Annotated in this window: 22 protein-coding genes; 12 read left to right on the forward strand and 10 right to left on the reverse strand. The window is 61.4% G+C overall.

Going from position 1 to position 21,731, the window contains the following annotated elements; genetic code table 11:
- Positions 1-98: 98 nt before the first annotated feature.
- The gene (locus FCU66_RS34900; RefSeq protein WP_136622480.1) at positions 99-1,364 is read right to left on the reverse strand and encodes an NAD(P)/FAD-dependent oxidoreductase; all 1,266 of its coding nucleotides are present in this window, start codon (positions 1,362-1,364) and stop codon (positions 99-101) included.
- Positions 1,365-1,605: 241 nt separating this feature from the next.
- Between FCU66_RS34900 and FCU66_RS34905 the strand changes: the two genes are divergently transcribed.
- Together FCU66_RS34905 and FCU66_RS34910 are read left to right on the forward strand one after the other, a co-directional pair.
- Complete coding sequence (locus FCU66_RS34905; RefSeq protein WP_168992211.1) at positions 1,606-2,199, forward strand: 5-formyltetrahydrofolate cyclo-ligase; 594 nt, start codon at positions 1,606-1,608, stop codon at positions 2,197-2,199.
- Between the two features lie 8 nt (positions 2,200-2,207).
- Entirely contained in the window at positions 2,208-2,915 is a 708-nt protein-coding gene (locus FCU66_RS34910) for a hypothetical protein (protein WP_136622478.1), read from the forward strand.
- Here FCU66_RS34910 and FCU66_RS34915 read toward each other — a convergent pair.
- Positions 2,912-3,385, reverse strand: a complete 474-nt coding sequence (locus FCU66_RS34915) for an Lrp/AsnC family transcriptional regulator (RefSeq protein ID WP_010909317.1) — start codon at positions 3,383-3,385, stop codon at positions 2,912-2,914. The genes FCU66_RS34910 and FCU66_RS34915 overlap by 4 nt on opposite strands.
- A 156-nt stretch (positions 3,386-3,541) precedes the next feature.
- Between FCU66_RS34915 and ald the strand changes: the two genes are divergently transcribed.
- The gene (ald, locus tag FCU66_RS34920) at positions 3,542-4,657 is read left to right on the forward strand and encodes an alanine dehydrogenase (protein ID WP_136622477.1); all 1,116 of its coding nucleotides are present in this window, start codon (positions 3,542-3,544) and stop codon (positions 4,655-4,657) included.
- Between the two features lie 226 nt (positions 4,658-4,883).
- Here ald and FCU66_RS34925 read toward each other — a convergent pair whose 3' ends face one another.
- The 4 genes from FCU66_RS34925 to sseA form a co-directional block, all read right to left on the reverse strand.
- On the reverse strand, positions 4,884-5,351 hold the full coding sequence (locus FCU66_RS34925) for a DUF1203 domain-containing protein (protein ID WP_136622476.1): 468 nt from the start codon (positions 5,349-5,351) through the stop codon (positions 4,884-4,886).
- Between the two features lie 148 nt (positions 5,352-5,499).
- A complete protein-coding gene (locus FCU66_RS34930; RefSeq protein ID WP_136622475.1) occupies positions 5,500-6,057 on the reverse strand; it encodes an OmpA family protein in 558 nt (185 codons plus the stop codon).
- 116 nt (positions 6,058-6,173) lie between these two features.
- On the reverse strand, positions 6,174-6,737 hold the full coding sequence (locus tag FCU66_RS34935; RefSeq protein ID WP_136622474.1) for a GNAT family N-acetyltransferase: 564 nt from the start codon (positions 6,735-6,737) through the stop codon (positions 6,174-6,176).
- Between the two features lie 5 nt (positions 6,738-6,742).
- Positions 6,743-7,594 carry a 3-mercaptopyruvate sulfurtransferase gene (gene sseA / locus FCU66_RS34940; protein ID WP_136622473.1) on the reverse strand — a complete coding sequence of 284 codons (852 nt, stop codon included), beginning with the start codon at positions 7,592-7,594 and terminating at the stop codon, positions 6,743-6,745.
- Positions 7,595-7,826: 232 nt separating this feature from the next.
- On the opposite strand from sseA, the gene FCU66_RS34945 reads away from it, so the two are divergent.
- From FCU66_RS34945 to FCU66_RS34955, 3 genes are read left to right on the forward strand one after another with little or no spacing between them, the layout of a single operon-like run.
- Positions 7,827-8,258, forward strand: coding sequence for a hypothetical protein (locus tag FCU66_RS34945; protein ID WP_136622472.1), 432 nt, complete (start codon positions 7,827-7,829; stop codon positions 8,256-8,258).
- Entirely contained in the window at positions 8,258-9,124 is an 867-nt protein-coding gene (locus tag FCU66_RS34950; RefSeq protein WP_136622471.1) for an alpha/beta fold hydrolase, read from the forward strand. Before FCU66_RS34945 ends, FCU66_RS34950 begins: the two co-directional genes overlap by 1 nt.
- A gap of 35 nt (positions 9,125-9,159) precedes the next feature.
- The gene (locus tag FCU66_RS34955; RefSeq protein ID WP_136622470.1) at positions 9,160-9,948 is read left to right on the forward strand and encodes a Stf0 family sulfotransferase; all 789 of its coding nucleotides are present in this window, start codon (positions 9,160-9,162) and stop codon (positions 9,946-9,948) included.
- A gap of 9 nt (positions 9,949-9,957) precedes the next feature.
- On the opposite strand, the gene FCU66_RS34960 is transcribed toward FCU66_RS34955, so the two are convergent.
- Positions 9,958-11,160 carry a cytochrome P450 gene (locus FCU66_RS34960; protein ID WP_136622469.1) on the reverse strand — a complete coding sequence of 401 codons (1,203 nt, stop codon included), beginning with the start codon at positions 11,158-11,160 and terminating at the stop codon, positions 9,958-9,960.
- Between the two features lie 277 nt (positions 11,161-11,437).
- Between FCU66_RS34960 and FCU66_RS34965 the strand changes: the two genes are divergently transcribed.
- The gene (locus tag FCU66_RS34965; protein ID WP_136622468.1) at positions 11,438-12,298 is read left to right on the forward strand and encodes an Lpg1974 family pore-forming outer membrane protein; all 861 of its coding nucleotides are present in this window, start codon (positions 11,438-11,440) and stop codon (positions 12,296-12,298) included.
- A gap of 51 nt (positions 12,299-12,349) precedes the next feature.
- Positions 12,350-13,207 carry an alpha/beta fold hydrolase gene (locus tag FCU66_RS34970; RefSeq protein WP_136622467.1) on the forward strand — a complete coding sequence of 286 codons (858 nt, stop codon included), beginning with the start codon at positions 12,350-12,352 and terminating at the stop codon, positions 13,205-13,207.
- 56 nt (positions 13,208-13,263) lie between these two features.
- Here the strand turns inward: FCU66_RS34970 and FCU66_RS34975 are convergent, their stop codons facing one another.
- Both FCU66_RS34975 and FCU66_RS34980 read right to left on the reverse strand, forming a co-directional pair.
- On the reverse strand, positions 13,264-14,007 hold the full coding sequence (locus FCU66_RS34975) for an alanyl-tRNA editing protein (protein ID WP_136622466.1): 744 nt from the start codon (positions 14,005-14,007) through the stop codon (positions 13,264-13,266).
- Positions 14,007-15,041 carry a cysteine synthase A gene (locus FCU66_RS34980; protein ID WP_136622465.1) on the reverse strand — a complete coding sequence of 345 codons (1,035 nt, stop codon included), beginning with the start codon at positions 15,039-15,041 and terminating at the stop codon, positions 14,007-14,009. Before FCU66_RS34980 ends, FCU66_RS34975 begins: the two co-directional genes overlap by 1 nt.
- Before the next feature lie 227 nt (positions 15,042-15,268).
- Here FCU66_RS34980 and FCU66_RS34985 point away from each other — a divergent pair, with 227 nt between their 5' ends.
- Together FCU66_RS34985 and FCU66_RS34990 are read left to right on the forward strand one after the other, a co-directional pair.
- Positions 15,269-16,090 (forward strand): SDR family oxidoreductase, encoded by an 822-nt coding sequence (locus FCU66_RS34985; protein WP_136622464.1) that lies wholly within the window; start codon positions 15,269-15,271, stop codon positions 16,088-16,090.
- A 97-nt stretch (positions 16,091-16,187) separates the two neighbouring features.
- Entirely contained in the window at positions 16,188-17,162 is a 975-nt protein-coding gene (locus tag FCU66_RS34990) for an alpha/beta hydrolase (RefSeq protein ID WP_136622463.1), read from the forward strand.
- 96 nt (positions 17,163-17,258) lie between these two features.
- Here FCU66_RS34990 and FCU66_RS34995 read toward each other — a convergent pair whose 3' ends face one another.
- Positions 17,259-18,683: a DEAD/DEAH box helicase gene (locus tag FCU66_RS34995; protein ID WP_136622462.1), complete on the reverse strand. Its 1,425-nt coding sequence runs from the start codon at positions 18,681-18,683 to the stop codon at positions 17,259-17,261.
- 409 nt (positions 18,684-19,092) lie between these two features.
- Here FCU66_RS34995 and FCU66_RS35000 point away from each other — a divergent pair, with 409 nt between their 5' ends.
- Positions 19,093-20,625 (forward strand): acyl-CoA carboxylase subunit beta, encoded by a 1,533-nt coding sequence (locus FCU66_RS35000; protein ID WP_136622461.1) that lies wholly within the window; start codon positions 19,093-19,095, stop codon positions 20,623-20,625.
- 15 nt (positions 20,626-20,640) lie between these two features.
- Positions 20,641-21,702, forward strand: a complete 1,062-nt coding sequence (locus tag FCU66_RS35005) for a M48 family metallopeptidase (RefSeq protein ID WP_168992209.1) — start codon at positions 20,641-20,643, stop codon at positions 21,700-21,702.
- Positions 21,703-21,731 lie beyond the last annotated feature (29 nt).

Below are 21,731 nucleotides of genomic sequence, written 5' to 3' on the forward strand. Positions count from 1 at the left end.
GCCGAAATCGACCTGAGTCCATTCAACAAGTTGCGTGCATCGGAACGTCAGTCGACCAGCAACAGATGACGTGCGGATGAACGGGACAGTGAAGAAAGTCAGGTCTTGTCGTCGTCGCCCTGGGTGATCAGCCGGGCGCTGCGCTGGCCTGTGACGTAGATCCATAGCCAGCTCAGGGAAACCGCAAGCCGGTTTCGGAAACCGATCAGAAAATAGATGTGGGCGATACCCCAGAGCCACCAGGCGAGCCAGCCCGTAAGCTTGATCCAGCCGAAATCGATCGCGGCGGCGCGTTTGCCGATCGTCGCCAGATCGCCGGCATGCCTGTAGTGGAAAGGACGCGCGGTCGTGTCACCATCAAGCCTGGCCTTGATAGTGGCCGCAACATGTCGGCCCTCCTGCTTGGCGGAAGGCGCCACGCCGGGTACCGGCCGGCCATCGGGCCGCAGCACAAGGGCGGCGTCGCCGATGACGAAAATCTCCGGGCTGCCGGGCACGCTGAGGTCAGGTTCGACGAGCACCCTGCCAGCGCGGTCCGCCTTCGCTCCCAGCCATTCGGCGGCGGGCGAAGCGGCAACGCCTGCTGCCCACAGAATCGTCCGGGCCGCCAGTTGCCTGTCGCCAAAGACGACGCCCTCGGCATCGCAGCGCGTGACAGCCCGCCCGAGTTCGACCGTCACACCGAGCCGCTCGAGTGCCTTCGAGGCATAGTCGGAGAGTTTTGGCGCGAAATTGGCAAGGATGCGGTCGCCGGCCTCGATCAGCACCACGCGCGTTTGCCGCGTATCGATGTTGCGGAACTCGCCGCGCAGTGTGTCGTGCGCCAGCTCGACGATGGTGCCGGCCAATTCCACGCCGGTCGGCCCGCCGCCGACGATCGCAATGGTCAGCAGCGCCTGGCGTTTGGCGGGATCGGTTTCCCGCTCGGCCTGCTCGAAGGCCAAGAGAATGCGCCGCCGAATGGTGGTGGCGTCTTCCAGCGTCTTCAGGCCCGGCGCGAAAGGCTCCCATTCGTCGTGACCGAAATAGGCATGGCGAGCGCCGGTGGCCAGCACCAGCGTGTCGTAGGCGACGGCGCTGCCGTCATCGAGCAACACGCGTTTGCCGGCACGGTCGACGCCGGTGACGTTGGCCAGCAGCGTCGTCACGTCCTTGCGCTTGCGCAGGAGGTGGCGGATCGGCCAGGCAACCTCGGAGGTTGCCAGCGCCGTCGTCGCCACCTGGTAGAGCAGCGGCTGGAAAAGATGATGGTTGCGCTTGTCGATCATGGTTATGCGCACTGGTGCGCCGCCAAGCGCGCGGGTGAATTCGAGGCCACCGAAACCCGCGCCGACAACAACAACTTGATGGCTGGCTTGGTTCATTTCATTTCACCAAGGCGAGCAATTCGCCGACCCTGATGTAGGCATTTTTGTGCAGCGCAACAATGGCCCGATCTGGTGCAACTGCCTGGGACTCGCCGCTCGATGTCGTGAATGCGCATGTCGTGCACAGGGACCGGGTATAGCCTTGCTCAGCAGTACAACGAGGTGAGGCATGGCCAACGAACATGACGGCGCCAAGGATCACGATGGGCCGGCGCAGTATTCCTCGCCGCCTTGCTTCATGCACGAGCTCGATCCGGAATTCCGGGCGCCGCTATCCGACTGGACCGATGTGAGGCGCTGGCGCAAGGCCGAGCGCGAACGGCTGATCGCGGCGCGGCTGGCGGTTTCCGCCGATGCGCGGACGGCGATGTCTCAGCGTATTGCCGAAGGGCTCGACGCGATCATCGGCGAGATCGCCGGTCGCATGGTCAGTCTTTACTGGCCGTTTCGCGGTGAGCCGGATTTGCGGCCATGGATGGCATCCGTCAATGAGCGCGGTGGCCGCACAGCGTTGCCTATCGTCGTGGAGAAAGGGCAACCGCTGATCTTCCGTGCCTACAAATCCGGCGACCGGCTGGAAAAAGGCATCTGGAACATCCCGATCCCGGCCGAAGGCGATCCGGTGCTGCCCGACATCGTCATCTCGCCGATCGTCGGTATCGATCCCGGGAACTACCGCCTGGGCTATGGCGGCGGCTTTTTCGACCGCACGCTGGCGGCGATGCCGTTCAAGCCGCTGGTCATCGGCGTCGGCTATGGGCTGCAGCGTATCGCGACCATCTATCCGCAGCCGCATGACATTCCGATGGATCGGCTCGTCACCGAGGCCTAAGAGCCTGTTTGGAAAATGAGACCGGTCGGATTTCTGTTTCGCTGCGAAATGTGGACACGACAGCAGCAAGCCGGTTGGCCGGGATCACCCGACGTAAAAACACCTCAGCTACGGACCAACGCGTTTCAATCGAGCCACGCTCCCGCCGTGTAGCAGCGCAAATGTCACGTGACAAAAATCCGACTTGGTCGATAAATAATATGATCTTCAGCGGGACCATGCCGCGGCGGACCGTTTCGACGTGCTCTCTGGGCGAATCCAACAGTGTCGGGTTGCTCTTTGGCTGCTTCACAACGGATGACAAGATGATCGGACGAACCATAGCGGCTGCCCTTGCAATTGCGTTTTCCTTTTCGCCTTCGCTTGCGCAACCACAGCATCGTTTACCGAGCGGTTACAAATGGGGCCGCTGCCTGCTTGTTGTTAGCGGTCAGACTCGCATATCCGGAAGATGCTCCTATCAAATCGAGACGGGCGGCGATTTTAATATCCAGGGGCCTCGGCAAGTTTTTGCAGGTATCGACTATCCTGATGCGCATAGTGGGGCTGATGAAATGTCCGAAGATTACTGGGCAGTTGTCTACAAGGAAGGTGATGTTTGGGACGGCTATGGGAACTCGGACATTCCCGAAACTCACGGTGAAGGTTGGGGAGAACTTCGCCGCGAAGGCGCATGCTATGTTGGGAAGGACGTCAGGGTGTGCCTTTGGCGTTAAGCCATTTCCGGCTTCATGCCCATCGCCGTGCGGTCGACGATCTCACGCAAGGCGAATGACGAGTTGATCTTCGTCACATGCGGCATCGCCGACAGCCATTCCTTGTGGATGCGCTCATAATCGACGAGATCCTTTGCCGCGATCCTCAGAATATAGTCGTACTCGCCCGACATCAGATGGCAGGACAGCACGTTCGGGCAGCGCTTGATCGCCGCCTCGAAATCCGACAGCGTCTTCTCGAACTGTCCCGACAGCGATATGTGCACGATCGCCGTCATCTGGTGGCCAAGTGCTGCATTGGAAAGCCGGGCGTGGTAGCCTCGGATGGTTCCGGATTTCTCCAGATTGTCGAGCCGGCGCGAACAGGCCGACTGCGACAGGCCAACCTTCTCGGCAAGTGCTGCATTGGGTATCCTGCCATCCTTCTGCAAAGTCTCGAGAATGGCGATATCAATCCTGTCGAGCGGCATTTTGCGTGAATCCTGCGAATATCCTGCTATTTTGCGCAACGATTATCGAAACGCGCCCATCCGCGCAAGCGCATTCGCAAACACCTGCGCATCGATTCGTGGTTCACTCCATTCATACAGGGAACGAGCCCAAAAGGGCCGGATCAGGAGAAGAAAATGCGCGTCGGCTGCCCCAAGGAAATCAAGAACCACGAATATCGCGTCGGCCTCACCCCCGGCTCGGTCCGCGAATATGTCGCCCATGGCCATGAAGTGCTGGTCGAGACCGGCGCCGGGGCCGGCATCGGCGCCGATGACAACGCCTATCGCGCCGCCGGCGCCACGATTGCCAAGACGGCCGCCGACGTGTTCGCCAAATCGGACATGATCGTCAAGGTCAAGGAGCCGCAGCCCAACGAATGGGCGCAGCTGCGCGAAGGCCAGATCCTGTACACCTATCTTCATCTTGCCCCGGATCCGGAGCAGACCAAGGGCCTGCTTGCGTCCGGCGTGACGGCAATCGCCTACGAGACCGTGACCGACGATCGTGGCGGCCTGCCGCTGCTGGCGCCGATGTCTGAAGTCGCCGGACGCCTGTCGATCCAGGCCGGCGCCACGGCGCTGCAGAAGGCCAATGGCGGCCGCGGCGTGCTGCTGGGCGGCGTGCCCGGCGTGCTGCCCGGCAAGGTCACCGTGCTCGGCGGCGGCGTCGTCGGCCTGCATGCTGCCAGGATGGCGGCGGGGCTTGGCGCCGATGTCACCATCATCGATCGGTCGATCCCGAGATTGCGCCAGCTCGACGATCTCTTCGCCGGCCGCGTCCACACCCGTTACTCGACTGTCGAGGCGCTGGAAGAAGAGTGTTTTTCGGCCGACATCGTCGTCGGCGCCGTGCTGATCCCCGGCGCCGCGGCGCCGAAGCTCGTCACGCGCGAAATGCTCTCAGGCATGAAGAAGGGCTCGGTGCTGGTCGACGTCGCCATCGACCAGGGCGGCTGCTTCGAGACCTCGCATGCAACCACTCATGCCGATCCGACCTACGAGGTCGACGGGGTCATCCACTATTGCGTCGCCAACATGCCAGGCGCGGTGCCGGTCACGTCAGCCCATGCGCTCAACAATGCGACGCTTCACTATGGCCTGCAGCTTGCCGACAAGGGCCTGAAGGCGCTGGTCGACGATCACCATTTGCGCAACGGCCTCAATGTCCACAAGGGCAAGATCACCAACCGGGCTGTCGCCGAGGCGCTCGGCTACGAACTGGTCGAGCCGAAAGCGGTTCTCGCGGCCTGATTTCACGAAAAGACAGCTTCCTCCCGTCTCACCCGCCGGTTCCATGCCGGCGGGTTTTTCTTTGGGGTAGAAGCAGGCAACAAAAAAGCGGAGCCAAAGCCCCGCTTCCTCGATATCGAGTTTTGCCGCCGGTTCATCCGCGGTCGGCAAATCGATCGACAATGGCTTTTTATCGCGATTATGCGACGGGAGTACGACAGCGTCTCCAGTCGCCAATCCCGGCGCCTCATGCGCGCTCGATGCGGCACTGATAGCAATTGTTGCGCGCCGAGCGGACATGGACGTAGGCGATATCGTCGCGCTCCAACAGGATCACGGCCCGCGCGGTGATGTCGCCGGTCGGGATGACACCGCCACTGCCATAGACGATACGATCATCCCTGCCATAGCCGCGCACGATATAGTCGGGGCTTTCGAGAATTTCGGGAAGCGCATCGCTCCCGGCGGCACGGTCGCATTCCTCGGCATGCAGGAAGATCGGCCCGGTTTCGGCATAGGGCTGAAGCTCCGGGAATGGCCGGTAGGCCAGGATGAGGTAAGCGTCGCCGGCGGCGATGTTCTTCAGGCAATGCCGGCAAGGCATGCCGTCACCGTCGGAGATTTTTCGCTCAGGCGTGTGGCCGTAGGCATCGGCGCCGCCGCGCTGCAGCGCCCTGACGTGTTCCGTGGGCAAGGCCTTGAACTGGATGGTCATGTGAAATCTCCGGTGTCGTTGACCGGAAATTATATGCCCGCACCGCTGCTTCCCACCCGATTCCTGCCAAGGTCGAAGGACCGACGACCGGCGGTCCCTCAACGGCTCTTAGGTAAGCCGGATAATGACAACCCTAGGTGCTCGCGAACTAGCGGATGAAATCGTCGAAGCGGCGCAACGTCACCCGGCGATTCTGCCAATTCTCGTTCTGCGTCTGCACCAACAGGAACTCCTCACCGTAGCCAACGGTTTCCAGGGCATAGCCGGGCACACCGAATTCGCGCACCAGTGTGCGTTTGAGCGAAGCGGCGCGCTGTTCGGACAGGGCCTGGTTCGACTGGAAAGAGCCGACGGCGTCGGTATGACCCTCGATCAGCACGCGGGCGCCCGGATCGCGGCGCAGAATGCGCCGCAGCGCATCGGCGATGTTTTCGATCTTGTCGTATTGCGAGTTGGAAATGGCCGCCGAACCGAAGGCGAAGTTGATCGACTGGATATCGATCGAGCGGGCCATACGACGCAGATCCGGGCGCCGCTTGAATTCGCGGATAGTGACGCGCTCGTTCGGCCGCAGCTTCACCCGGGGTGCCGCCTCGAGCTTCCGCTCGATCGTCGCGGCCGAAGGCGTTGTCGCCTGCGCGGCGGCAAGGCTCGGCATGGCAATGGCCGCGATCAGCGCGGCGGCAAATGTACGGCGGGTCAGCATGTCTTGTTTCCTTCGGCCTCGGCCGCATTGATGGTGCGGGCAACATGCCAAAGGCAGCCTGAAGCGCCGATGAACGGCGAGTTCAGATTCCGGCTGGTGTCAGACTCCGGCTGATGTCACGGCCGCATGACGCTGGCCGAGCGCTCGGTGAACGGCAGCGGATGCACGATTTCCTTCTTCTGCGCCACCGGTGCAAAGCCGAGCTTCTGGTAGAGCGGCAGAGCGGCCGGATGATCGAGCGTGCAGGTCTGCACTGTCACCCGCTTCGGCCCGTACGACCAGGCGGCGGCGATCGCAGAGCCCAGGAACCAGCGGCCGATGCCTTGCCCGGTGGCATGTTCCATCATGCCGAAATAGGCGAGTTCCACCTCTTCGGGCAGATGCGGCTTGAGATCGAAGAAGCCGGCCGGTGCGCCGTCGAGATAGAGTACCCTGATGTCGCGATCCTCGCGGTGGATGCCGGCAGAAAGCTCCTCATCATCCAGTCTCAGCACATTGACCCAGTGCCATTTGCGCCCCACCCGGTCCATCAGATAGCGGTAGAAATGCAGCGGAATATCCTTGGTCTTCAGCAGGGCGACCTGACGGTTATAGGGCACAGGCGGTGAATAGGCCGGCGGCACATGCATCTCGAGGAACGTCACCGTGACTTCAATGTCTTCCAGCGCGCCGTTTTCCATCGTCTTCATTCCTTGCCGGTCACGACAGGCGTGTCGGAAAGCCCACCCCACTCCGTCCATGAGCCGTCGTAAAGCCTGTTGTTCGTATGGCCAAGTGTTTCCAGCGCCAGCGTCACCGCCGCGGCTGTAATGCCGGAACCACATGAGGTGACGACGGGTTTCGACAGATCGATGCCGGCCTCCTCGATCACCTTGCGCAAGCGGTCCTTCGACAACAGCTCGCCATTCTCCGACAGCACCGAATAGGGCAAATTGCGCGCGCCAGGCATATGGCCGGAGCGGATCCCCGCGCGCGGTTCAGGCTCGGTGCCGGTGAAGCGGCCCGGCCCACGGGCGTCGGCGATCTGACTTGCTTTGGTGTCAACGATCCGGCGCATGTCAGCGAGGCTGGCGACACGATCTGCGTCAAAATCGGCATGAAACACGCTTGGCGCGATCTTTGTCCGTTCGGCCGTTACCGGCCGTCCGGCGGCTTTCCAGCCATCGAAGCCGCCATCCAGAATATAGGTCTGGAAGACGCCCATCACCCGGAACATCCACCATGCCCGGGGTGCGGAGAAGAAACCCGGACCGTCATAGACGACGATGGTGTCATCGGCCGAGACGCCCATGGCGCCCACATACTGGGCGAAATGCTGCGGCGACGGCAACGTATGCGGCAGGGACGAATCCGGGTCAGAAACCGCATCCTGATCCAGGAACCGCGCTCCCGGAATGTGCGCCGCCTCGTATTCGCCGCGCGCATCGCGCTTTTGCGCCGGGAGATACCAGGACGCGTCGACAATCGTCAGGCCCGGCTCGCCGAGACGCTGCTGCAGCCAGTCTGCGTCGACGGTGAAAGGACTGTCTTGGGCCATTCTTGTTCTCCTGCTTCGTCTTTAGCCAACATTGAGCCTGCCTTCTTGGCCGACCACGATCCTTGGCTGACCTTCGGTTCGACATCATGTCTGGCCCGACAATCTGGATGTGTTGCGAGCGCACGACATGGTCTGCCGTGGCAGTGCGTTGATTCCGATTGTTTTCGTGTTTCGTGGCGAGTACGGAGTGATGGTTATGATCTGGGGTGGGCGGGGTCAATAAAATCTCGACATGAGCAATCTGCTGTTTTCCCGTGTTCCCAGCAATCCGGTTTCGCTCGGGCTTGTCTGCAATTTTATTGCGCACTATCCGCCTTTTGACGGTTACGAGTTCGGCTTGATGGTGAAGACGCTGCGCTATCAACTGGACCAGCAGACACACATGATCGGCTCGATTGACGACGCCATCGTCGCTTATGTCGGCTGGATCCAGACCAGCCGCGAGATCGCCGAGGCCTGGGCGACGAATGGCGGACCACTCAATCCCTTTCCCGGCGGCGACGCCACCGCGGTGACGGTGCTGGCGACGCGGTCCTCGTCCCATATCCTGCCGCTGATCAAGAAGGCCAAGCTCGTCAACCTCGACAAGTCGGTATTCTGGAAACGCGACTTCATCGACAACCGCGGCTCGGTCAAGCGTGCCGTCCGCAAGCGCGACGTCTGATGGATTCGGCTGACTCCGCCGAGGCGCTGACGCAGGAAATCCTCATCCGGCTGGATGATCGCTACGCCGCAATGTTCGTGCGCATCTGGCGGCCGGCCGGCACGCCGCGGGCGACTGTCTTCTGCCTGCACGGTTTCACCGGCAATGGTGCCGACTTTGACTACCTCGCAACATTCCTGTGCCGCAATGGCTTCCTGGTGATCTGCCCAGACCTGTTGGGGCGCGGGCGCAGCGCCTATCTGGGTTCAGGATATGACATCAACGTCTATTCCAAATGCCTGCGTGCGCTTGGCGAGTTCGCCGGGACGGAGAACCACTTCATCGGCACTTCGTGGGGTGGCACGATCTTGCTGTTGTTTCTGCATATGACCCGCTCCAAGGCTACGAAAATCGTTCTCAACGACGTGCCAATGCTCGGCGGACCTGAGGTCGACGCTATGAGAAGCGAGGTCATGAAGGAAAGTGCGCTCAAGTTCGAGACCCGCGCAGCGGCGAAGGAGTATCTGAGCGCTTCCAGAGCCGTCATGGGCTCGGTCGAGGAAACGGTGTTCAACCGCTATGTCGAAAACAGGATCGCCACCGGCCCGGAAGGCTTCCGACTTGCCTATGACCCGGCCACGACCGGGAATTTCGGCGCCATGGCCGGACGCGACTACGATCTGTTCCCAATCGCTGCCAAGATCGACGCCCGCATCCTCATGATGTACGGGCGTGGCAGCGAAGTCATCGACCGGCAGGCCATCGACCGCACGCGAAAGGCACGGCCCGATCTGTGGCTTGCCGACAATATCGATGCGGGCGATCCGCCGTCGCTGATGACACTGGACCAGGCTCTGCTCATCCTGGGTTTCCTGTCTGCCGTCTGAAACTGGATTTGTCGTGGCGGGGTTGGTTTCGGAAAATGCATTTCGACGATTTGTACAGTGACTATATAGCCGCGACTTATGATCGCCAAAGCTCGGTCGAAAATCCCGCCAAGATCCTGGTTTGCACGACTCCGCGAACCGCCGGGCATTCCTATTGCCAGGTCTTGCAGCAGTTCGGCCTGGGAATACCCACCGAGTATTTTCAATGGCAATATGCCTTGCCGTTGATGAGACGATGGTCGGTCGACGACGCCATGGACCTCGAAAAGCTCGATGAGCAGGCGCCGGCCTACGGTCGGCATCTCCTGAAGAAACGGGCTGAAAACGGCGTATTCAGCGCTAAGATCTTTTTTGAAAACCTGCCATTCGCGCGCAGTTCGATCGGCGATGACGACGGCAACTCGTTCTACGTTTTCCTCTCCAGGAGAAACAAGATAGAGCAGACCATAAGCCTGCTCTCGATGCTCCATACGGGCCAGCCGTTCGACAGTCAGGAGACACTGCCTGGGATTCCCACGGTGACAATTTTGAACGAGAGGGTTGTCCGAGATACTGCGCAGTACATTTTCGACAGCGAGATCCGGTGGAAAAATTACCTGAACACCATTGATCGCCACAGAGTGGCTCACGTTTGCTACGAAGACTTTATCGCGAACCAGCAGGAAAACGCATCCGTCACAATGAGCGATTGGTTCCCGGACTTCGAACTGAAGTCAAAGGCCATATCGACAAGCAAGCGCTATGCGCATGATGTCGAGTTCAAGACCATGATCGGAAGGCAATTCGGGGACTATCTCAGGCGGTTTTGGCGGGAACATGCCTGACCTTGCGCTTCATCGACGCGCAACACCGACCGATGACCCCTCCGCCGGGCGTAATGCTAGCGCGTAGTCGAACCGGATCACATCGTCGGCCCGACTGAAAGCGAACTGGCGTACGATAGCTAGAACCGCCTCCTTGACTTCAAGCCGGCCAAGACGCGCGCCACCGCACATACGCGGCCCGGTGAGGAACGGAATGAAGGCCCGTCGGTCGAAGCTGTTCTCGATGAATTCCTTCCTGCTCGCGTCGAACGTGCGCGGGTTTTCCCAGAAGGCCGGATGCTGGTGCACACCGATGATCGATACCATGATCAGCTGCCCGGCGCGCAGGTCCCGGCCATCGAGAACCGTATCGGCGCCGACTTCGCGGGTCAGAAACGGTATCGGGGGGAAATAACGCATCGTCTCGTTAATGATGCAATCGGTATACGGCGTGTCCACCTCGCCCGAGATGACCTCGGCATGGATGCGCTCCTGCACCTGCTGATTGGCTCCCATCCGATCGATCACCCAAAGTGCCGTCGTCACCGTTGTCTCGACGCCGGCGAAGAAGTTCATGACGAACTCCTCGACCGGCGAAAAGCCTTCAACGTCGCGGGCCTCGCTTCTGAAGCGGTCCATCTCGGCGGCCGCCCGGGGATCCGCCATCAGTTGCGATCCGAAATCGGCGATAACCGCACGGGCGTCCTTGATGGCATTTGCACGTTCGGCGGTCGTCGGCGACACCCAGGAATAAAATTGGAGACGCCTCAGCACGTCGCGCACCCTATCGAGCAGCAAGAGTGTCGCCGCTATATCGGGCACAAGGCCGAAAGCCCGGTAGAATATCGTCATTGATGCGGCGAACAAGGCTTGCTGAATCGCGGGCAGCGTCGCCTCGCTCCCGGAAAGACTGGCGGCATAGATTTCCGCCACGGGATGCTGCTGCGCCGGCTTGGCGGCTGCCAGGTAAATATCCTGGGTGATGCCGCGCCGGACAGACCAGTCCTCATCGTTGGTGTTGAAGCGGCTGAACCCGAGCGCCGAGATCAGAGAGAAGTTCTTTCGGAAGAGCTCCGGCGCCTTGACGATGACATCGACGGCCTCGGGATTGTCGAAGACAGTCAGATTGCCGAGGTCGCGGGCCTTGCCATTCGGCCCCACCTGCCCGCTTTGGGCAAAAAGCGCGTAGACGAGGTTGTTGAGAACGCTTTCGATTTGCGTCTGATTGTCCATCAATGCCCCCAAGCAGCCATGAATGCCGCAGGCATTGCGCTGACGTCTCGACCAGAAAACCCAGCGCTATCATATTTGATTCGCAGGGATAAAAAGCCCTCTGTGGCAAACGCGTAACACTGCCCGAACAAATTATTGCAACAGCTATGACGCCAGATGCCGCTGCGTTAGTGTGCGAGTGGGCTAATGCGAATTTATTTTGATTCCAGGCGGGGAAAAAATGCGTGCTCATGTTTCAGGCAAACTTCTTGCCACGGTTGCGGCGTCCGCCGCTTCGGTGACGTCGATCGGCGTGGTTGCTGCCCATGCGGCTGATGCACAGGTAACCGATCCGGCCGTGGTCGATTCCCGCATCAAGATCGCGTTTGAAGGCGCGGTCTATCAGTCTAATGTCGACAAGGTTGGCGATACCAGCGACAAGCTGGGCAGCGGCAACGACTTTGGCGATCTTTATGGGTCGGTCGCGCTGACCAAACAGATTTCTCCGGATGTCGACTGGCGCCTCGCCGGCGCTTTTCACGCTGGACAGGATAATGACTTCAATCTGGACGAGACGGTACCTGGTGGTGTCATCGGTCTATCGTTCGGCAACAGCTACAATTTTCAGACGCTGGATTTTGATATCGGCAAGCACGTCCAGGTGCAGAGCGCCGACATCCGCTTCTTCGGCGGCGTGCGCTTGCTGCACTCCAAGGAAGAACTGAATTTCAACGTGTCCGCAACGCCGGATGATCCAGCCGACAAGGGCGGCAATGCCGACAAGCTCGGCTCATCGGAATTCTACGGCATTGGCCCGCGCCTCGGCGCCGAAGTCTATTATCCGCTCAGCTCGACATGGGGGCTCACCGGAGCGGTTTCCGGCTCGGCGATGTGGGGCCGTCGAACGGATAAGATTAGCTTGCATGTGCATGAGACCGGCCCTACGGCCGATCCAGATGTCAATGTCAGCGAAAGCCGGCACTCCAGCGAGGTTGTGACGAATGTCGACCTTTCCGGCGGCGTGACCTTCAAGCCGTGGGAGAACACCACCTTCACCGCTGGCTATCGGGTCGAGCAGTGGCACAATCTTCTTCTTCTCTCCGACAAGAGCACCCAGACGTTCCACGGGCCGTTCCTGCGCCTCGAAGTCAAGATGTAGCCCAGCGGTTCGGGCTATCGAGCTCGGACTGCAGCGTCGAATGGATTGCAATTGACTGAACTGGACGTGGCGTTTGAATCCAAGGTTGCGGTAAACGGCAACGTCAAACTGCACTACACGGCGGCGGGCTCTGGCCCGCCGATTGTGTTTCTGCACGGCTTTCCGGATCACGGGATGGGCTGGCGACGACAGCTGCAGGCGCTTTGCGGGCGTTATCGCGTGATCGCGCCGGACCTGCGGGGCTTCGGACAAAGCGATGCGCCGCAGGGATACGGCAACTATGTGCTGACAAACCTGGTCAACGACGTGCTGGCCGTCCTCGCAGCCGAAAAGCTGACCCAGGCCGCGATTGTCGGCCACGACTGGGGCGCCATTATCGCCTGGTGGCTGGCCATACGCGTGCCGCAGGTCGTGCGCCATCTCGTTTTGTTGTCTACGCCGCACCCGCGCAATCATCTGCGCGCTATCGCTGATCCGGCCAATGCCGAGATCACCGGATACATACGTCGCTTCCAGGTGCCGGGCGCGGCCCAGATGCTGGACATCGACGAACTCGCCGCCTGGGTCGCCGATCCGCAGGACAGGCAGGCCTTGGTTGACTCGCTCAGGCGATCCGATCCGGAGGCGATGCTTGGCTACTACAGGGCCAACATACCGCTTGGCAAAGTGGCCGATATCGGACAACTGCCTCTCGTCAAGGCACCGACCCTCGTGCTGTTCGGCACCGACGATCCCTATGTTCCGGCCAACGCTTTCGATGGCACATTCCGCGAGGTCGACAACGTGACCGCACTGGTGGCGCTGCCAGGCGCCGGTCACTTCATTCACCACCAGGCAGCCAAGTTTGTTACCGAACAGATCGAGGCATGGGTGGAGCGACCGCCTTCCAGCTTCCGCCACTTTGCATAGACGAGGTGTCTCGCGACCGGTTGAGAGAGCACGCAAGAGGTCGGTCGCAACGTGCCTTAGTTTGCCGGCATCGGGCCGAAGCGGATGCGGAAGCGCCTGTTTTCGCGGCCTTTCTTCTCGATCTTGCCGATGTGGATTTCGCCGACTTCGCCGGTGCTTTTGACATGAGTGCCGCCGCAGGGCTGGCTGTCCACCGAAGCGTTGTCGCCGATGCAGACCAGGCGGATCTTGCCGGTGCCGACAGGTGGCCGCACATTCTTGGATTTGACCAAGCTGGGGTTGGCGGCCAGTTCCTCATCGCTGATCAATCTGGTGAAGATCGGGTGATCGGCCCGCACCAGGTCCATCAGGCCGGCGGTGACGTCCTCCTTGGTGAAGCCGGCATCGGGAGCATCGAAATCGACACGGCTGTCATCCTCGGAGACCGCGGCACCCGTGATTGGAAACGGACAGACGACGGTGAGCAGATGGCAGGCAGCATGCATGCGCATCAAGAGATGCCGCCGCTCCCAGTCGACCGCCAGCCTCACCTTCTCGCCGACCTGTGGCACGGCCTGCTCCGGCGCCGGCACATGGATGATCTCGTCCTTGATCTCGCCGGTAATGGTGGCGGCAACGGCGATGCGGCTGCCGTCGCCACGCTCGAAATAACCGGTGTCGCCCGGCTGACCACCTGACGTGGCGTAGAAGATCGTCCGGTCGAGGATGATGCCGCCGCGATCGTTGACGGCCACGACCGTTGCCTCAGCCGTCTTCAGATAAGCATCGTCGCGAAACAGCGCTTCGGTCTTGTGCGCCATCAGGCGACTTTCTCGAACGGCACCGAAATCTTGCTCGTCAGTTCCATCCAGCCCGGCACCGGCAGCTGCTTCTCGCGCAGGAATTCCGGGTTGAACAGTTTTGATTGATAGCGTGTGCCGTAGTCGCAAAGAATGGTCACGATGGTGTGGCCGGGGCCTAATTCCCTGGCCAGACGGATCGCGCCGGCAATGTTGATGCCGGTCGAGCCGCCGACGCAAAGGCCCTCTTCCTGGATCAGGTCGAAGACGATCGGCAGCGCATCCTCGTCCGGGATCTGGAATGAAAAATCCGGCGTGAACCCTTCGAGATTGGCGGTGATGCGCCCCTGCCCGATGCCTTCGGTGATCGAGCTGCCTTCGGACTTCAGTTCGCCGCTGGTGTAGAAGGAGTAGAGCGCGGCCCCCAGCGGATCGGCGAGTGCGATCTTCACATTCTTGCTTTTCGCCTTTAGCCCGAAGGCGACGCCAGCCAGCGTTCCGCCTGAACCGACCGCCGAGACAAAGCCATCGACCTTGCCGCCGGTCTGGTTCCAGATTTCCTCCGCCGTGGTGCGAATATGGCCGTCGCGGTTGGCGACATTGTCGAACTGATTGGCCCAGATGGCCCCGTTCGGCTCCGTCCGCGCCATCTGCTCCGCAAGGCGGCCGGACAGCTTCACATAGTTGTTGGGGTTCTTGTAAGGCACCGCAGGCACTTCGATCAGCTCGGCGCCGAGCAGTTTGATCGTGTCCTTCTTCTCCTGGCTCTGTGTGTCCGGAATGACGATGACGGTACGATAGCCGAGCGCCTTGGCGACCAGCGTCAATCCGATGCCGGTGTTGCCGGCCGTCCCTTCGACGATGACGCCGCCCGGCTTCAGCAGCCCACGCTGCTCGGCGTCGCGAATGATGAACAACCCCGCGCGATCCTTGACCGACTGGCCGGGATTCATGAACTCGGCCTTGCCCAGGATCTCGCAGCCGGTTTGTTCAGAAGCTTTGTTGAGGCGGATCAGAGGCGTGTTGCCGATCGCGTCGATCACAGAACGGGGCATTCAGGATTCCTTGTGTGCGTGCGCCGAAACCCTAGAAACCCGAAGCTTCGGTTTCAAGGCAAGAATTTGTCTGGTCCAGTCGCATTTGCGGTGCTGTTGTTGCGCCGGCGCTTTTCAACATCGCCTTCGTGCCCCACAGTTCATTTCCGCCTGGCGATGAAAAGCACCCTTTTCATTCGATTTCTTCACCGCTAGAGCAAAGCACCAACAACTCGACAGGGCGCAGCATGACACTCTATCGGGCCAACCCGAAGCACGGCGTCGCCTGGATCACGGGCGGCTCAAGCGGTATCGGCCGAGCGCTGGCCAGGGATCTTGCGTCCCAGGGCTATGCCGTGGCGGTGACAGCGCTCGACGACGATCCGATCGACACGCTTGTCGTCGAGACCGCGCAGATGCCGGGCCGTGTCACGGCCTTTCCCTGCGATGTCACCGACGAGCCGCGCATGGCAAGAACCGTCGCCGCGATCGAGAAGGAACTCGGTCCCATCGTGCTCGCCATCTTCAACGCTGGAAACTACATTTCGACGCCTGGTGAAAATCTTGTCGTCAACGACTTTCGCCGAACCTTCGAGGTCAACTATTTCGGCATCATCAATGGCCTGGTGCCCGTCATCGAACGCATGCGTGTGCGGGCGCGCGGCCATGTCGTGCTGGTTGGCTCGGTGACGTCCTATTTCGGCTGGCCGACAACGGCCGCCTATGGCGGCACCAAGGCGGCGATCAACATCCTGGCCGAGTCGCTGAAGTACGATTTCGACAAGATGAACGTGCGCATCCAGGTGTTCAATCCCGGCTTCATCGACACCCCGCTGACCGAGAAGAACATGCTGCCGATGCCGGGGCTGATGCCAGTCAGCCGCGCGTCGCGTCGCATGGCGCGGGGCATCAAGTCCGGCGGTTTCGAGGTCACCTTCCCGCGCCGGACAAGCTGGCCTCTGAAACTGCTCGGCCTGCTGCCGAGGCCGCTGTGCAGAGGGGTGATCAGCCTGACGACCAGCTGGAAGGCGCGGCCGCTGCATTACGACCGCAAGCCGCCAATCGAATAGATCCGCTGACGAAAGTTGGCAGGCGCCCCGCTTCGGGCCGCCGTTGCCTGTTGGTGGCCGCCGCCATAGGTTGAGATCGTGTTGCGTGGAGTCTGCGATGGGGCGACGGATCGTGCTTGCTGTGCTGGGCCTTGTCGCCATCCTCGCACTGGCCTTCCTGCTCGGCCCACGCGTTCCCGTCGACACCACGATCCGTTTCGATCCCTCGGTCATCGGCGACGATCCGCAGGCCTATGTGGCAAAGGTGGAAGCCGCCATACCCGGAATCCGCGACGGGCTGGAGAAGGAGATCGTCTGGGCCAATCCGATGGTGCATGCCAAGACGCCGCTGTCGATCGTCTACATCCACGGCTTTTCCGCCTCGAAGGGCGAGGTTCGCCCGCTGCCCGACGACGTGGCTGACCAGCTCGACGCCAATCTCTTCTACACCCGCCTCACCGGTCATGGGCAGGACGGCGCGGCGATGACGCAAGGCAGCATCAATGCCTGGGTCAACGACTATGAGGAGGCGCTCGCCATCGGCCGGGCGATCGGCGACAAGGTGATCGTCATCTCGACCTCGACCGGCGGCTCGCTGGCAGTATGGGCGGCAACGCAGCCGGGCGCATCGGACGGGGTGGCGGCGATCGCGTTCATCTCGCCGAACTTCGGCGTGAAGGCTTCGGGCGCCGAAATCCTGACCATGCCGTGGGGCAAACAAATCGCCAGGGTGGTCGCCGGCAAGGAACACAGCTTCGTGCCGCGCAACGCGCTGCATGAAAAATTCTGGACCTACCGCTACCCGATCGAGGCGACCTTGCCGATGCAGGCACTGACCGAGCTTGCCTATGGCGCGCCGGTTGAGAAGGCGACCATCCCTGCCTTGTTCATCTTTTCGGATTCGGACAGTGTGGTGCGGCCCGACCGCACCCGCGAGATTGCCGGGCGCTGGGGCGCGCCGCATGAACTGGTTCCGGTCGACGACACGGGCGACCCGGACAACCACGTCATCGCCGGCGACGCGCTGTCGCCGTCGACCACGGCATTTCTGGCGCAAAGGATCGCCGTCTGGGTCGACGCGGTGGTCCAATGAGCAGACGAAAAAAGGGCGGCCGAAGCATCGCTTCAGCCGCCCTTTCCTGTCGGTCTCGGCAATCAGCCAGCCTGACTGATTACAACGCGGTCTGGCTTACGCAGCCCGCGCAGCCGGACGCTTGCCGCCAAAGCGGCGCTTGTTGTTGCCCTTGAAGGCCGGCTTGGCGCCTTCCGGCTTGCGCTCGCCAGCGAAGGCCGGCTTGTCGCCGAAGCGCTTCTTGCCAAAGCCGTTGCCTTTGTTCTCGCCACCGGGCCGCCTGCCGTCGCGACGACCATTGCGGTCGTTGCGGTCATTGGCCGGCTCGAAGCGCTCGTTCTTTTCGGCCGGATTGCGCTGCGGATCGGGGCTGCCGAGATGGTCGGCAACGATCGGCAGCTTGGTGCGGATGATACGCTCGACCTGGCGCAGTTTGCTGTTCTCGGAAGGATCGCAAAGCGTGATCGCGATGCCGTCCATGCCGTTGCGGCCGGTACGGCCGATGCGATGAACGTAGCTCTCCGCTTCGTCCGGCAGGTCGAAATTCACGACATGGCTGATGCCGGGCACGTCGATGCCGCGCGCCGCAATGTCGGTCGCCACCAGAATGCGCACCGAGCCCTCACGGAAATCGTTCAGCGCCTTCTGACGGGCGTTCTGCGACTTGTTGCCGTGGATGACGGCGGCCTTGAAGCCGTCGCGCTCGAGGTCCTTGGTCACCCTGTCGGCGCCGTGCTTGGTGCGCGAAAAGATGATGACGGACTTCATCGCCTCATCGGCGAGCATCGTCGACAGCACCTGGCGCTTCTGCTTGGTGCGGGCAAAGACGACGCCTTGCACGATCTCGGCCGCTGCCGTGCTTTGCGGCGCGACTTCGACGCGGATCGGGTTCTTCAGCAGGCCCTTCGCCAGTTCGGCGATTTCATTGGGCATGGTCGCGGAGAACAGCACCGTCTGACGGTCGGGCGCGGTCGCCTTGGCGATGCGCTTGACGTCGTTGATGAAGCCCATGTCGAGCATGCGATCGCCTTCGTCCAGCACCAGCCATTTGGTGTCGGCAAGCACGAGGTCGCCTTCACGCACCAGGTCGGTCAGCCGGCCGGGCGTTGCGATCAGGATGTCGACGCCGGGAGCAACCTTCTTCACCTGGCTGAAGCGGGAGACGCCGCCAAGCACGAGCGCGGTCGAAACATGCGCGCCCTTGGCGAGGATCTTGATCGTGTCCTCGATCTGTACGGCGAGTTCGCGCGTCGGCGCCAGAATCAGCGCACGCGCCGTCTTCGGCCGGCGCTTGGTGCCGAGCGCAATGATCTTCGACAGGATCGGCAGCGCGAAGGCCGCGGTCTTGCCGGAGCCGGTCTGGGCGATGCCGAAAATGTCACGGCCTTCCATCTGCGGCGGGATCGCCTGCGCCTGGATCGGCTTTGGCTCGGTGAAGCCGGCGGCATGGGTGGCCTTGAGCAGCGCGCCCGTAATACCCAGTGCCGCGAAACCGGTGAGTTCCGCAGTGTTGCTACCGGGCAAAGTGTTTTCGTTGGTCAAAATAATCTTCTTTCACGCGGCTTCTGGCCGCAAACATCGATGGCGGCAGGGCGCAACCTACCGTCGAACAAATTGTCATGGAACGACAAGGCGGCGGACGTTTCCGTCCGCGCGGCTGCGCTGTCGTGCCCGCAGGCATCATGCCACGGGGCTTTTTCGCCGCTTTGTGATGTACCGGAAAGAGGGGCCGATATACCGGAAAGAGGGAAAACAGACGCAACCAGTCTCATTCGTCGAGAAGGCCGGATTCGTTCCCGGCCCAAGCGCCTATGGGGTGCATATGGCTGAGTTCGCTTCGGAATGCAAGGGGCTTCATGTTGCAGCGCAGCAAAACCCATAGCGCAAGCGGCGCTTGCGCTCGCTTGCCGGCACGATTACCACGAAATGCCGCTGGCCTGGGAGGTAATCAATGAAAGACGTGCTGAAGGAACTCGAGCGCCGCCGCGAGATCGCCCGCATGGGCGGCGGCCAGGCTCGCATCGATGCCCAGCACAAGAAGGGCAAGCTCACCGCGCGCGAACGCATCGAGGTGTTTCTCGACGAGGGCTCGTTCGAGGAATTCGACATGTTTGTCGAGCACCGCTCGACCGACTTCGGCATGGAGAAGTCCAAGATCGCTGGCGACGGCGTCGTCACCGGCTGGGGCACCGTCAACGGCCGTCCGGTCTACGTGTTCGCCAAGGATTTCACCGTGTTCGGCGGCTCGCTGTCGGAAGCGCACGCCGAGAAGGTCATCAAGGTGCAGGAGATGGCGTTGCGCAACCGGGCACCGATCATCGGCCTCTATGATGCCGGCGGCGCGCGCATCCAGGAGGGCGTGGCGGCCCTCGGCGGCTATGCCGAGATCTTTCAGCGCAACGTGCTCGCCTCCGGCGTCATTCCGCAGATTTCGGTGATTATGGGGCCTTGCGCCGGCGGCGACGTCTATTCGCCTGCCATGACCGACTTCATCTTCATGGTGCGCGACACCTCCTACATGTTCGTCACCGGACCGGATGTGGTGAAGACCGTCACCAACGAGACGGTGACCGCCGAGAGCCTCGGCGGCGCTTCCGTCCACACGACGAAATCCTCGATCGCCGACGGCGCCTATGACAATGACGTCGAGGCGCTGCTGCAGATGCGCCGGCTGGTCGACCTGCTGCCGGCCTCCAACACATCGGAGCTTCCCGAGATCGAATGCTACCAGTCGGTCACCGACCACGATTTGTCGCTCGACCGGCTGATTCCCGACAACGCCAACAAGCCCTACGACATCAAGGAGCTGATCCTGAAGGTCGCCGATGAAGGCGATTTCTTCGAGATCCAGCAGAATTTCGCCAAGAACATCGTCACCGGCTTCGGACGCGTCGAGGGCCGCACGGTCGGCTTCGTCGCCAACCAGCCGATGGTGCTGGCCGGCGTGCTCGACTCGGACGCCAGCCGCAAGGCGGCGCGCTTCGTGCGCTTCTGCGACTGTTTTTCGATCCCGATCGTCACCTTCGTCGATGTTCCAGGCTTCCTGCCCGGCACCGCGCAGGAATATGGCGGGCTGATCAAGCATGGCGCCAAACTCCTGTTCGCCTATGCCGAGGCCACCGTGCCGAAGATCACCGTCATCACCAGAAAAGCCTATGGCGGCGCCTATGACGTGATGGCCTCAAAACATCTGCGCGGCGACATGAACTATGCCTGGCCGACGGCGCAGATCGCGGTGATGGGCGCCAGGGGCGCGGTCGAGATCATCTATCGCAAGGACATCGGGGACGCCGGAAAGATTGCAGCCCATACAAAAGCTTACGAGGATCGCTTCCTGTCGCCCTTCGTCGCCGCCGAACGCGGTTATATCGATGAGGTGATCATGCCGCACTCGACCCGCCGCCGCATCGCACGGGCGCTGCGTATGCTGCGCAACAAGAATATGCAGAACCCTTGGAAGAAGCACGACAACATCCCGCTGTGATTCTGAATGTCGCGAATGATCATCATCGCTGGACGGCGATTTGGCAGGTTTGCAGTCCTGTTTTTCGTTGTCCCCGCTGCCGTCATTTTCTGCGTCTGGATGACCCTGCTCGACAGCCATTCGGTCTGGTTCATCGTCAGCGGCTTTGTTGCAATGCCGATCGCGACCACTGCGGTGGCATTCCTGTTCGGCACATTGTTTGCCGGTTTTCGGCGCAGCAAGGTCAAAGGCGTCAGCAGAGCGGAGGCGCCTGGACTATGGGCGCTGTGGGAAACGGTTGCTGGACGGCGCCGGGCGGCGCGCACGGTTATTGCGTTAGAGGACAACCTTAACGCCAGTGTGCGGGAAGAGCGTACGCTTCTTGGCCTTCTCGGCAACCGCCTGTTTTTGACCGTTGGCATTCCCCTCCTTGCCGTGACCGATGAAAAGGCCCTCGCCGCAATTCTCGCCCACGAGGACGCGCATGTGCGAAACAAGGACACCAATGGTGGTCTCAATCTCGCTGAATTCGAGAACAGTTTCGGATTTGTTTTCGAATACGCTCCTCCCGGAGCGACAATTTCAGGCAGCCTCCTTCACGCGGCGATCGGCTGGCTATCGGAATCGTTTGAGCGGGAAGATATCCGGCTTTCGCGCGAAGCAGAGATCAAGGCGGACCGACATGCGGCATCCTCTGGCAATGCTGAGCAGGCAGCACGCGCACTGTTGCTTGTTGCCGCGGCGGACGTTCACTTCAAGGAAAAGGTCTATGATCCACTGCGCCGGGAATTGATGGGAGCAATGCGTCCACCACGGCCCCCGCTCGACCGCCTTCTGGAGATGGCTGGACAATTGTCGGAATACACTTGCCTGAGTGCTTGCGCCCACAGGGCATGGGAACGTCCCGACGACGAAAAGTCGACGCATCCATCATGGGCGCAGAGGCTGGCGGCACTTGGATATGCGGAAGCGCCCGACATCCAGCCGATAGCCGTCACGGCACTCTCGACGCTGCTGAGCCCAGACACAGCTGAACGACAAATTGCGGAATTCAACAAGACGTGGACCGGGCAGATGGAGGACTACCTTCAACGCTAAGGCGGTGTCCGCGAGACGCTTTTTTCACT

It is taken from the genome of Mesorhizobium norvegicum (assembly GCF_004919685.1).
Lineage (GTDB): Bacteria > Pseudomonadota > Alphaproteobacteria > Rhizobiales > Rhizobiaceae > Mesorhizobium > Mesorhizobium norvegicum.